Source organism: Streptomyces sp. R44 (genome assembly GCF_041053105.1).
In the GTDB taxonomy this organism is placed as follows: domain Bacteria; phylum Actinomycetota; class Actinomycetes; order Streptomycetales; family Streptomycetaceae; genus Streptomyces.
This window is the reverse complement of record NZ_CP163444.1, coordinates 3,493,571-3,505,511: the sequence shown is the minus strand read 5'-3', so window position 1 is coordinate 3,505,511 and position 11,941 is coordinate 3,493,571. Positions and strand designations below refer to the sequence as shown.

Here is an 11,941-nt window from a genome sequence, read left to right as displayed (position 1 = left end):
TATGCCCTGTTGACTAAGACTATTCAGCGAGCCAGTATGTGAATATCTGAACGACATCCGAGGAGGCACCCCCATGTCAGGACCCCGCCCCGTACGAGCCGCCCGCGGTACGGAACTGAGCGCCCTGGGATGGCAGCAGGAAGCCGCCCTCCGGATGCTCCAGAACAACCTCGACCCCGAGGTCGCCGAGCACCCCGACAAGCTCGTCGTCTACGGCGGCACCGGCAAGGCCGCCCGCGACTGGCGCTCCTTCGACGCCATGGTCCGCACCCTGCGCACCCTCAAGCAGGACGAGACGATGCTCGTCCAGTCCGGCCGCCCGGTCGGCGTCATGCAGACCCACGAGTGGGCCCCGCGCGTCCTCCTCGCCAACTCCAACCTGGTCGGCGACTGGGCGAACTGGGAGGAGTTCCGCCGCCTGGAGCAGCTCGGCCTCACCATGTACGGCCAGATGACGGCCGGCTCCTGGATCTACATCGGCACCCAGGGCATCCTCCAGGGCACCTACGAGACCTTCGCCGCCGTCGCGGCCAAGAAGTTCGGCGGCACCCTGGCCGGCACCATCACCCTCACCGCCGGCCTCGGCGGCATGGGCGGCGCCCAGCCCCTCGCCGTGACGATGAACGACGGCGTCGCGATCTGCATCGACGTCGACCCGCGCGCCATCGAGCGCCGCATCGAGCACCGCTACCTGGACGTCAAGGCCGACAACCCGGCCCACGCCCTCCAGCTCGCCGTCGAGGCCCGCGACGCCCGCCGCCCGCTCTCCATCGGCCTCCTCGGCAACGCCGCCGAGCTGCTCCCGCAGATGCTCGCCGAGGGCGCCCCGATCGACATCGTGACCGACCAGACCTCGGCCCACGACCCGCTGTCCTACCTCCCGGTCGGCGTCGCCTTCGAGGACATGGCCGACGCCGCCGCCAAGGACCCGGCCGGCTTCACCCAGCGCTCGCGCGAGTCGATGGCCAAGCACGTCGAGGCCATGGTCGGCTTCATGGACGCGGGCGCCGAGGTCTTCGACTACGGCAACTCGATCCGCGGCGAGGCCCAGCTGGCCGGCTACGACCGCGCCTTCGCCTTCCCCGGCTTCGTCCCGGCCTACATCCGCCCGCTGTTCTGCGAGGGCAAGGGCCCCTTCCGCTGGGCCGCCCTCTCCGGCGAGGCCTCCGACATCCACAAGACGGACAAGGCGATCCTCGACCTCTTCCCGGAGAACGAGTCCCTGCACCGCTGGATCAAGATGGCCGGCGAGCGCGTCCACTTCCAGGGCCTGCCCGCCCGCATCTGCTGGCTCGGCCAGGGCGAGCGCGACAAGGCCGGCGACATGTTCAACGACATGGTCGGCAACGGCACCCTCGCCGCCCCCCTCGCCATCGGCCGCGACCACCTCGACTGCGGCTCGGTGGCCTCCCCGTACCGCGAGACCGAGGCCATGCTCGACGGCTCCGACGCCATCGCCGACTGGCCGCTGCTCAACGCCATGGTCAACGTCGCCTCCGGCGCCTCCTGGGTCTCCATCCACCACGGCGGCGGCGTCGGCATGGGCCGCTCCATCCACGCCGGCCAGGTCTCCGTCGCCGACGGCACCAAGCTCGCCGGCGAGAAGATCCGCCGCGTGCTCACCAACGACCCCGGCATGGGCGTCATCCGCCACGTCGACGCCGGCTACGACATCGCCGAGCGCGTCGCCGACGAGAAGGGCGTCCGCGTCCCGATGCGCGAGGGCTCCGACGACGAGGCCTCGGCGTGAGTGCCACCTTCCACGCCATGTGGCGGTCGCTGCGGCCCATCGGCCGCAGCGCCGCCTCCGGTGGCTACCGCCGCTACGCCTGGACCGAGGCCGACGCCGACTGCCGGCTCTGGTTCCGGATGCAGGCCGAGGCCCGCCGCCTGGATGTCGAGACCGACCGCAACGGCAACCAGTGGGCCTGGCTCGGCGACCCCACGGCCGGCGACGCCGTCGTCACCGGCTCCCACCTGGACTCCGTGCCCGACGGCGGCGCCTTCGACGGCCCCCTCGGCGTCGTGTCCGCCTTCGCCGCCCTCGACGAACTCCGCGCCCGCGGCGCCTCGTTCAAGCGGCCCCTCGCCATCGTCAACTTCGGCGACGAGGAAGGAGCCCGCTTCGGCCTCGCCTGCGTCGGCTCCCGCCTCACCGCCGGCCGGCTGACGAAGGAGCAGGCGTACGAGCTCCGCGACGCCGACGGGATCACCCTCCCGCAGGCCATGGAGGCCGCCGGGTACGACCCCGCGGGCATCGGCGCGGACCCCGAGCGACTGGCCCGCATCGGCGCCTTCGTCGAACTCCACGTCGAGCAGGGCCGCGCCCTGGACCTCTCCGGCGACCCCGTCGGCATCGCCTCCTCCATCTGGCCGCACGGCCGCTGGCGGTACGACTTCGCCGGCGAGGCCAACCACGCGGGCACCACCCGCCTCGTCGACCGCCGCGACCCGATGCTCACGTACGCCGAGACCGTCCTCGCGGCCCGCCGCGAGGCCGAACTCGCGGGCGCCGTCGCCACCTTCGGCAAGATCGCCGTCGAGCCCAACGGCGTCAACGCCATCCCGTCGCTGGTCCGCGGCTGGCTCGACGCCCGCGCCGCCGACCAGGGCTCCCTGGACAAGGTCGTCACGGGAGTCGAGACGGCGGCCCGGGAGTACGCCGACCGCCACGGCATCGACCTCGCCGTCGTCCAGGAGTCCTCCACCCCGATCGTGGAGTTCTCGCACGCCCTGCGCGACGAGCTCTCCCGCATCCTGGGCACCTCGGGCAAGGTGCCGGTCCTCGGCACGGGCGCGGGACACGACGCGGGCATCCTGTCCGAATCGATCCCGACCGCCATGCTGTTCGTACGGAACCCCACCGGCGTCTCGCACTCCCCGGCCGAGAACGCGGCCGAGGACGACTGCGTGGCCGGGGTCCTCGCACTCGCCGACGTACTGGAGGAGCTGGCGTGCCGCTGACGACGTACTGGCTGGAGCACGCCTGGCTCGCCACCCATGTCGAGCCGGGCGTGGCCCTGGAGGTCTCTTCGGACGGCCGGATCAGCGCCGTACGCACGGGAGTGGAGACGCCCCCGCCGGGCGCCGTCGTCCTCCGCGGCCTCACGATCCCCGGCCTGGCCAACGCCCACTCGCACGCCTTCCACCGCGCCCTGCGCGGCACGGTCCAGGTCGGCTCCGGCACGTTCTGGACCTGGCGCGAGATCATGTACACCGTCGCCCAGCGCCTCACCCCCGACAGCTACTTCGCCCTCGCCCGCGCGGTCTACGCGGAGATGGCGCTCGCGGGCATCACCTCCGTCGGCGAGTTCCACTACCTGCACCACGCGCCCGGCGGCGGCGCGTACACCGACCCCAACGCCATGGGCGAGGCCCTCATCGCGGCGGCCGGGGAGGCGGGCATCCGCATCACCCTCCTCGACACCGCGTACCTCTCCTCCAGCTTCGGCGCCGCACCCGAGCAGCACCAGCTCCGCTTCACCGACGGCACGGCGGAGAAGTGGGCCGAGCGGGTCTCGGCGCTCAAGGAGCGCGACGGCGTACGCATCGGGGCGGCGATCCACTCCGTACGAGCGGTCCCGGCCGACCAGCTGTCGACGGTGGCCCGCTGGGCCCAGGACCGTCGGGCCCCCCTCCACGTCCACCTCTCCGAGCAGACCGCGGAGAACGAGGCCTGCCTCGCGGCCCACGGCATGACGCCGACGCAGCTCCTGGCGGAGCACGGCGTCCTCGGCGCGCGGACGACCGGCGTCCACAACACGCACATGACGGACGAGGACATCGCGCTCATCGGCGGGTCCTCGACCGGCACCTGCATGTGCCCGACGACCGAACGCGACCTCGCGGACGGCATCGGCCCCGCCGTCGCCCTCCAGCGGGCCGGCTCCCCGCTCTCCCTCGGCAGCGACAGCCACGCCGTCATCGACCTCCTCGAAGAGGCGCGGGCGATGGAGCTGAACGAGCGCCTGCGCACCCGCACCCGCGGCCACTGGACGGCCGCCGCGCTCCTCCGCGCGGCGACGGCCGACGGCCACGCGGCCCTCGGCTGGGCCGACGCGGGCACCCTGGAGGCCGGCGCCCTGGCCGACTTCACGACGATCACCCTGGACTCGGTCCGCACGGCGGGCCCGGTCCCGCGCCTCGCGGCCGAGACGGCGGTCTTCGCGGCGACGGCGGCGGACGTGCGCCACGTGGTGGTGGGCGGCCGGACGATCGTCGAGAACGGCACGCACGTCTCCGTACCGAACGCGGGCGAGGCGCTCGCGCACGCGATCTCAGCCCTGAGGAACTAGGCGAGCCCGCACCCGAACCGCCCGCCCGCCCCCCACCGGAGAGCACCATGACGACGACGCTGATCACGAACATCGGCAGCCTGGTCACGAACGACCCCACCCTCGGCGAAGGCCCCCTGGGCCTGATCAAGGACGCCGCCCTCGTCCTGGAAGGCGAGAAGGTCTCCTGGGTGGGCCCGGCGGCGCAGGCCCCGGCGGCCGACCAGGCCGTCGACGCGGCCGGCCGCGCCGTCATCCCCGGCTTCGTCGACTCCCACTCGCACCTCGTCTTCGCGGGCGACCGCACGGCGGAGTTCAACGCCCGGATGTCGGGCCGGCCGTACCAGGCGGGCGGCATCCGCACGACCGTCGCGGCGACGCGCGCGGCGAGCGACGCCGAACTGTCCGCGAACGTCGCCCGCTACATGTGGGAGGCCCTGCGCCAGGGCACCACCACCTTCGAGACCAAGTCGGGCTACGGCCTCACCGTCGAGGACGAGGCCCGCGCCCTGCGCATCGCCGCGGAGCACACGGACGAGGTCACCTACCTCGGCGCGCACATCGTGTCCCCCGACTACGCCGACGACCCGGCGGGGTACGTGAAGCTGGTGACCGGCGAGATGCTGGACGCCTGTGCCCCGTACGCCCGTTGGGTCGACGTCTTCTGCGAGAAGGGCGCCTTCGACGGCGACCAGGCCCGCGCGATCCTCAAGGCGGGCATGGCGAAGGGCCTGCAGGCCCGCGTCCACGCCAACCAGCTCACGTACGGCCCCGGCGTGCAGCTGGCGGTCGAGCTCGACGCGGCGAGCGCCGACCACTGCACCCACCTGACCGACGCCGACATCGACGCCCTCGCCCAGGGCGACACGGTCGCGACGCTGCTTCCGGGAGCCGAGTTCTCCACCCGGGCCGAGTGGCCGGACGCCCGCCGCCTGATCGACGTGGGCGTCACCGTGGCCCTCTCCACGGACTGCAACCCGGGCTCGTCCTTCACGTCCTCGATGCCGTTCTGCATCGCCCTCGCCGTCCGCGACATGCTCATGACCCCCGACGAGGCCCTCTGGTCCGCCACGGCCGGAGGCGCCGCGGCCCTCCGCCGCACGGACGTCGGCCACCTGAACGTCGGCGCGCGTGCGGACCTGACGATCCTCGACGCCCCCTCCCACGTCCACCTGGCGTACCGCCCGGGCGTCCCGCTGATCGCGGAGGTCTGGCGGAAGGGCGTGCGAGCGGTCTGAGCCGCCGCCGCTGATCCGGCTGGCCGAGGCGGCCGGGAGATGTTGTTCCCCGTCGCCCGGTTCAGCCCCGGTGGCCCGGCGCGTTGAGGATCGGCAGCGGTTCGTACGGCTCCTCCTCCGAGGTGAGGACCAGGACGTACTCCTTCCCCGGGCCCGTCGCGACCTCGCGCAGCCGGGCCAGGGCCTCGGCCTCCGTCGGCAGGGCGAGGCCGAGGGCCGCGGCGGCCCCGTCCCGGCGCGCGGGCAGATCGGGCATGTCGGCGAGGTACTCCGCCGCCCCGCCGCCTCGCCACCACGGGGCGGCGAGGAGCAGTCCGAGGAGTTCGGTCAGCCCGATCGCGACCAGGGCCGCGCGGCCCTCGGAGTCCGCGTACAGCACGGGACGTTCCTCGCCGCCGTCGCCGCAGAAGAAGTACGTGCCCCCGGCACCGTCGCCGGCGAACCCCTCCAGGGCGGCGCCGGACGCGAGACGGACCTCCTCGACGTGGTCCCTCCGGGCCGGCTCGAAGTCCCCCGGCCAGGCCAGGAACCGGGCGGCTTCCTCGTTCTCACGGACGGCGTCGAGCAGTGATCCCATGCCCGGCACCCTAACGAAGTGCCGTCAGCGGAACTCGTGCACGACCTCGATCTCGCCGACGATGTGCGCGTTGAACTCGGCCAGCTCCTCGGCGGGAACCCACAGCTCCAGGATCGTCCGCCCGCCCGCCTGCCGGACCGGGTACCTGCGGAGGAACTCCGTGTCGACCTCGAAGCGGGTGACGAAGCCGGCGCCGTCGTGCTTGACGTTCCAGTCACGCGCGATGCGGACCGCGTAGTCCTCGTTCAGCACCGGATAGAAGATCGGCTGCTCCGGCAGCCGCGGCGGCCAGGCCCGCCATCCCGACTCCCGTACGAGCTCCAGCTCGACGGGGCCGGTGGGGCGCCACAGGGTCGTCGTCGGGCGGGTGCGGCCGGTCATGGTGGTTCGCTCTCTGCGTGAGGTCGGGGGCTCGACGCTAGCGACGGGCCTGTGCAGGCCGCCAATTGATTACGCGACGGGCCGGATCCCGTGCGAGTCTGCGCCGCATGGGGAATTCGCGGGCCTACGCCGTCTTCACGACAACCGACGCCGACGAGGCGTACGCGCGCGCGTGGCGGCTCGTCGGGCTGCTTGAGCGACGCGACGACGTGTACGTCGACGCCGAGGCCCGTACCGTCGAGGAGACGCGGCGGATCGCGCGGCTCCTTCCGGGCGCGGCCGTCGACCGGGTGGAGGCCGTGCGGGACCCCGTGACCGGGGAGTACCTCTTCTGCGAGCTCGACCTCGGCACCGCGGGGGACGACGAGATCCGCGCCGAGCTGCCGCTCTGCCTCTCCGCCAAGGTGCCCTTCGCGGCCGTCGGGCCCGAGATCGTCCGGGCCGTCGGGGACGGCACCACCGACATCTCGTGGCGCGGGCGCTGGCCGGACGACCCCGACGCGGAGTGCTCCGGCTCCGACAAGTACGACGGCGTCCAGCTCGTCCTGCACGGCGACACGGCCCAGATCGACGACTGGACCCCGCACCACACCGTCTTCGTGCACGTCGACAAGTGGGGCGACCTCCCGCGCGCCCGCAAGCTCGCCGCCCACATCGGCGGCGAGGTCATCGGGGACGTACAGATCGGCTGGTAGGTCAGCTCCGCCGTCCCTCATGGCCGCGAAAGGGCCCGTCCAGGGTCGGTCGACCGTGAACGGGCCCGTGGCGCGGCCATGGTGGCGGTCATTCCTCCAGCGTCAGCCCCCGGCGGAGCCGGCCGAGCGTGCGGGTCAGCAGGCGGGAGACGTGCATCTGCGAGATGCCGAGCTCCGCGCCGATCTCCGACTGGGTCAGACCGGAGACGAAGCGCAGGGAGAGGATCTGCCGCTCGCGGGCGGGCAGCGAGGCGATCATCGGCTTGAGCGAGGCGATGTACTCGATCCCGGTGAGCCCGTGGTCCTCGTAGCCGAGCCGGTCGGCGAGCGCGGCCTCGCCGCCCGCGCCGTCCTCCTCGTCGGGCTGCGCGTCGAGCGAGGTCGCGGTGTAGGCGTTGCTCGCGGCCATGCCCTCGACGACTTCCTCGGGCCGGATGCCGAGCTCCTCGGCGAGTTCGGCGACGGTCGGGGCCCGGTCGAGGCGCTGCGCGAGCGCGTCACCTGCCCTGGCGAGGTCGAGCCGGAGCTCCTGGAGTCTGCGGGGCACGTGCACGGACCACGAGGTGTCGCGGAAGAAGCGCTTGATCTCGCCGATGATCGTCGGCATCGCGAACGTCGGGAACTCGACGCCGCGGGTGAGTTCGAAGCGGTCGATCGCCTTGATGAGGCCGATCGTGCCGACCTGGACGATGTCCTCCATCGGTTCGCTGCGGGTGCCGAACCGTGCGGCGGCGAACCTGACCAGGGCGAGGTTCAGTTCGACCAGGGTGTTGCGGACGTACGCGTAGTCGTGGGTGCCCTCCTCCAGCTCGGAGAGCCGGGCGAAGAGCTGCTTCGACAGGGCGCGGGCGTCGACCGGTCCGATCCGGTCGAGAGGTGTGTCGAGCAGGCGATCGGGCAGGTCGACGACAGGGGGGAGGGGGACTGCTGCCGACGGCGCGTCGGGGGTACGCGGGGCGTCGAGCCGGGGTGACATGGGTCTCCTTCGGGTGCTTCTCGCTGCGGTTTGCGGCGCCTCCAAAGCCGGTTGGGTTGGACGTTCCCTTCTAGCCCTACCCGCTCGACCCTGATGGTTGCAAGTGGCAATAATCCGTTTCGTACCGATATGAGAAGTACCTCGTGTGCATGGGAGGGCATGCCGCTTGTAGGGTTCGGGGCACGTCAGTCGGCATCCGCGACAGCGAGAAGAGGCACGGCCATGGACCGCGAACACATCGGCAGCGCGCCGCCCGCGCGGCTGCGGGTCGAGGTCCGCGACGTCGCCGGGAGCGCGCTCCTCACGCCCGTCGGTGAGCTCGATCACCACACCGCCGAACTGCTGCGCGCCCCGCTGGACACCGCCCTCGACGCGGGCCGCGCACGGCTCGTCGTCGACTGCACGGGCCTGGAGTTCTGCGATTCGACCGGGCTCAACGTGCTGCTCGGCGCCCGGTTGAGGGCGGACGCCGCCGGCGGCGGCGTCCATCTGGTGGGGATGCGGCCCGCGGTGGCCAGGGTGTTCCACATCACGGGCGCGGACGCCGTCTTCACCGTCCACGAGACGCTCGCCACAGCGCTCCCCGGCTGAGACCGACGTCATACACCGCTCAACGGCTCCGCCCGTACGTCCTGTCCCTCTGTCCCGTCGATCGGTGAGGTGAAGCGTTGATGGACCAAGCTTCCGACGTCCGGACGCTCGCCCTCGGCGAGACCAGCGGCACTGTGCCGCTCGCGCGTGACTTCACGCGCTCGGCGCTCCACGAGTGGGGCTGGCTCCCGGCGGCCACCGCCGACCGCCGTGCCGCCGCGGAGGACGTCCTGCTCGTCGTCTCCGAGCTCGTCACCAACGCCTGTCTGCACGCCGAGGGTCCCGAGCGGCTGCGCGTCCTGCGGATGCCCCGGACCCTGCGCCTCGAAGTCACCGACCGCGGCGCCGGCCAGCCCGCCCCCCGCACCCCCCACCGCTCCGGACGGCCGGGCGGCCACGGCATGTTCATCGTGCAGCGCCTCTGCCTCGACTGGGGCATCGACCGCACCCCCGGAGCCCCCGGCAAGACGGTCTGGGCCGAACTGGCCGCACCTGCCTAGGACTTTCACAAGTTCACCGGTTCCCCTGCCTTCCCTCCTCAAGGCCCCGGGCGTACCTTGACGGCCGATCTGAAAGACCGTCAGTTACGTTGCGGTGAGGGGTGCTCGGGTGTCCAAGGTGCCGAACCGGAGGAGAACGACCGCCGCGCTCACGGCCGCGGTCGCGGTGGCGGGCGCGTCCGTGCTGGCCGGTGCGCCGGCCGCCCACGCGGCCGTCGTCGACGTCAACTACGCCTGCGAGACGAAGATCGGGCCGAAGAGCGCCGTCTCGCCCGTCGACATCAAGGCCGTCAAGAGCGGCAGCGCGTACACGATCACGATGTCGTTCGAGAAGGGGGTCTCCGACAGCCCGGTCGAGCTCCCCAAGGGCGTCATGACCCCGCGCGCCGAACTCGTCCTCGGCGGCGACGCGAGCGGCACCGTGAAGGTGACGGGCACGCCGAACACGGCCGCCATCCCGCCGGACACCCCGATCAAGATCGGCACGCTGACCGGCACGTTCACCCCGAAGAAGAACGGCAAGGTCACCTTCACGGCGGGCGTTCTCACCGTGCACGCCCTCGGGATGGACGCGGCCGTCTGCACCCCCAAGAACAACCCGAAGCCCTCGCTCGAACTCCAGGTCACCGGCGTCTCGGGGGGCTCCGACACCCCGCCGCCCGCCGACGACGCCGCCGGCGGCGACTCGGGCGCCGGCGACCAGCTGCCCAAGACCGGCCCGCTCGACTCCGCCATGGCGCTCGGCACCCTCGGCGGCACCGTCCTGCTGACCGGCGCCGCCGGAGTCCTCTGGCTCACGCGGCGCACGGCACGCTGATGCGTACGGCGGCGCGTTCCGGGCTCGTCGTCGCCGCGACAGCCCTCCTCGGCGCGGTCGCGGCGGCGCCCCCCGGCGCCCAGGAGTGGACGGCGGCGCCCGCCGCCGGACGGCCGTACGCCTACCTGGAGGGCCCGGCCGGCAGCGTCCTCCAGGACACCCTGTCGGTCACCAACCCCGGCACCGCACCGCTGACCGTGAGCCTCACCGGCCAGGGCGCCCCGGTGTCCTTCGCCGCGCGGTCCGTGACCGTGCCCGCCAGGACCCGGGCCGACGTGCCCTTCGCCGTGACCGTCACCGCGGACACCCCGCCCGGCGAACACCGCGGCACCGTACGGGCCGTGGCCGCCGGCCGCGAGGTCGGCGTCGACCTGCGGCTACGGGTCAGCGGACCGCACCTCGCCGCGCTCACCGTCGAGGACGTCCACGTGGAGGAGGACGCCGTCCGCTACACCCTGGTCAACCGCGGCACCACCGTCCTCGCCCCGCGCCTCGCCGTCCGCGCCGAGGGCCTCCTCGGCACCGTCCTCGACCGGCCGGACCGCGCCCTGCCGCTCACCCTGCGCCCCGGCGAGCGGGCCACCAGGACCGAACCCTGGCCCGACCCGCCCGCCCTCGACGCCGTCACCGTCCGGCTGACGGCCACCGCACCGGGCGCCGCCCCCGCCACCGCCCGCGCCGAGGCCTCCTTCGCCTCGGGCCCCGCGCTCGCCGCCTCGGCCGCGCTGCTCCTGGCGGCGGCGGGCGCAGCCGGGTACGGGGCACGGCGGCGCGCAACGTCCCGTACCCCGTCGGCGCCGGAGGCAGCATGAGGACGACCGGAGGCAGCATGAGGACGATCCGCACGGCCGCCGCGCTCCTCGCCGCCCTCGCCCTCGTCCTGCTGCCCGCCGCCCCCGCGGCGACGGCCGCCCCGGGGCCCGTCGTCGAACTCTCCGCGACCGAGGGCGGCAAGGGCGGTGAGATCACCGTCAGCGGCAGCGGCTGGAAACCCGGCGCGCTGCTCATGCTCCTGATCTGCGGTCAGGGCGCCCCCGGCAAGGGCGTCATCGGCGGCACCAACTCCTGCGCCAACACCGAGGGCCGGGCCGCCACCGTCGACAGCCGGGGCGCGTTCAGCGCGAAGCTCCCCGTCGCCGAACCGCCCAAGCCCTGCCCCTGCGTGGTGCACGTCGCCGGGGTCACCGGCCAGCAGGACGCCGTCGACAAGGAGTTCACGGTCGCCGGGCACCCCACGGCCCCGCTCCCCGAGGCCTCCGGCGACGGCCGCCTCGCCGTCCTCGCCGCCGTCCGCCTCGACGGCTCCAGCGGCCTCCTCGTCTGGTTCGGGGCGCCCGCGCGCCGCGAGGTCGTCTTCACCGTCGGCAACCTCGGCGCGGCCCCCGTCAAGGACCCCGTCTTCCAGGTCGGCACCAGCCACGGCGTCTTCGCGCCCCAGTACGAGGAACGCCAGTGGCGCGGCACGATCGAACCCGGCAAGAAGGCCCTGATCCGGCTCCCCGCCGAGCTCTCGGCCGGCGCCCACGGCGACTACCAGGTCTCCGTGAAGTACGCCGGCAAGGTCCTCGTCGAGCAGCCGTGGGGCGTCGGCAGGCCCTGGGGCGTGACCCTCTTCTGGGTGCTCCTCGCCGTCGTGGTGCCGGCCGCGTTGTTCCGGATCGGCATGGCCGTGGTCGACCGCGCGCGGCCCGCTTCCGGGGGCGGCAGGGCCGCCGCCCCCAGGACCCGGACGAGGGCGCGCCCGCGGCGGCGCGCCCCGGCCCGTACATCCGCTTCCGCCCCCGCACCGGGGGACGGGGAGACGACCGCGGCCCTGCCGTGGTTCAGCCCTGACTCCGCACCGTCAGCGCCAGAGAGCAGCAGCCCGACGACGAAGGGACAGGTGTGAGTAC

At 73.4% G+C, this 11,941-nt stretch carries 13 protein-coding genes; 10 read left to right on the top strand and 3 right to left on the bottom strand.

Features of this window, described 5'->3' with window-relative positions:
• Nucleotides 1-73: 73 nt before the first annotated feature.
• Genes hutU through hutI form a run of 4 tightly spaced genes read left to right on the top strand, consistent with a single transcriptional unit; the run spans nt 74 to nt 5,512 of the window.
• Nucleotides 74-1,750, top strand: coding sequence for a urocanate hydratase (hutU, locus tag AB5J54_RS16090; RefSeq protein ID WP_369144597.1), 1,677 nt, complete (start codon nt 74-76; stop codon nt 1,748-1,750).
• 17 nt (nt 1,751-1,767) lie between these two features.
• Nucleotides 1,768-2,964: an allantoate amidohydrolase gene (locus AB5J54_RS16085; RefSeq protein ID WP_369149347.1), complete on the top strand. Its 1,197-nt coding sequence runs from the start codon at nt 1,768-1,770 to the stop codon at nt 2,962-2,964.
• Entirely contained in the window at nt 2,955-4,295 is a 1,341-nt protein-coding gene (locus tag AB5J54_RS16080) for a formimidoylglutamate deiminase (protein WP_369144596.1), read from the top strand. Before AB5J54_RS16085 ends, AB5J54_RS16080 begins: the two co-directional genes overlap by 10 nt.
• 47 nt (nt 4,296-4,342) lie before the next feature.
• Nucleotides 4,343-5,512, top strand: coding sequence for an imidazolonepropionase (gene hutI / locus AB5J54_RS16075; protein WP_369144595.1), 1,170 nt, complete (start codon nt 4,343-4,345; stop codon nt 5,510-5,512).
• 61 nt (nt 5,513-5,573) lie between these two features.
• Here the strand turns inward: hutI and AB5J54_RS16070 are convergent, their stop codons facing one another.
• Nucleotides 5,574-6,089 carry a hypothetical protein gene (locus AB5J54_RS16070; protein ID WP_369144594.1) on the bottom strand — a complete coding sequence of 172 codons (516 nt, stop codon included), beginning with the start codon at nt 6,087-6,089 and terminating at the stop codon, nt 5,574-5,576.
• 24 nt (nt 6,090-6,113) lie between these two features.
• Nucleotides 6,114-6,470, bottom strand: a complete 357-nt coding sequence (locus AB5J54_RS16065; protein ID WP_369144593.1) for a hypothetical protein — start codon at nt 6,468-6,470, stop codon at nt 6,114-6,116.
• Between the two features lie 107 nt (nt 6,471-6,577).
• Here AB5J54_RS16065 and AB5J54_RS16060 point away from each other — a divergent pair, with 107 nt between their 5' ends.
• Nucleotides 6,578-7,165, top strand: coding sequence for a hypothetical protein (locus AB5J54_RS16060; RefSeq protein ID WP_369144591.1), 588 nt, complete (start codon nt 6,578-6,580; stop codon nt 7,163-7,165).
• A gap of 88 nt (nt 7,166-7,253) precedes the next feature.
• Here AB5J54_RS16060 and AB5J54_RS16055 read toward each other — a convergent pair whose 3' ends face one another.
• On the bottom strand, nt 7,254-8,141 hold the full coding sequence (locus AB5J54_RS16055; RefSeq protein WP_369144590.1) for an RNA polymerase sigma factor SigF: 888 nt from the start codon (nt 8,139-8,141) through the stop codon (nt 7,254-7,256).
• 222 nt (nt 8,142-8,363) lie between these two features.
• Here AB5J54_RS16055 and AB5J54_RS16050 point away from each other — a divergent pair, with 222 nt between their 5' ends.
• The 5 genes from AB5J54_RS16050 (at nt 8,364) to AB5J54_RS16030 (ending at nt 11,937) form a co-directional block, all read left to right on the top strand.
• Entirely contained in the window at nt 8,364-8,732 is a 369-nt protein-coding gene (locus tag AB5J54_RS16050; protein ID WP_369144589.1) for an STAS domain-containing protein, read from the top strand.
• Nucleotides 8,733-8,812: 80 nt separating this feature from the next.
• On the top strand, nt 8,813-9,232 hold the full coding sequence (locus tag AB5J54_RS16045; RefSeq protein WP_041129544.1) for an ATP-binding protein: 420 nt from the start codon (nt 8,813-8,815) through the stop codon (nt 9,230-9,232).
• 118 nt (nt 9,233-9,350) lie between these two features.
• Nucleotides 9,351-10,049, top strand: a complete 699-nt coding sequence (locus AB5J54_RS16040) for a peptidase (protein WP_369149346.1) — start codon at nt 9,351-9,353, stop codon at nt 10,047-10,049.
• A complete protein-coding gene (locus AB5J54_RS16035) occupies nt 10,049-10,861 on the top strand; it encodes a hypothetical protein (protein ID WP_369144588.1) in 813 nt (270 codons plus the stop codon). The genes AB5J54_RS16040 and AB5J54_RS16035 overlap by 1 nt, the downstream gene beginning before the upstream one ends.
• Before the next feature lie 17 nt (nt 10,862-10,878).
• Nucleotides 10,879-11,937, top strand: a complete 1,059-nt coding sequence (locus tag AB5J54_RS16030) for a hypothetical protein (RefSeq protein ID WP_369144587.1) — start codon at nt 10,879-10,881, stop codon at nt 11,935-11,937.
• The last annotated feature ends 4 nt before the right edge of the window (nt 11,938-11,941 follow it).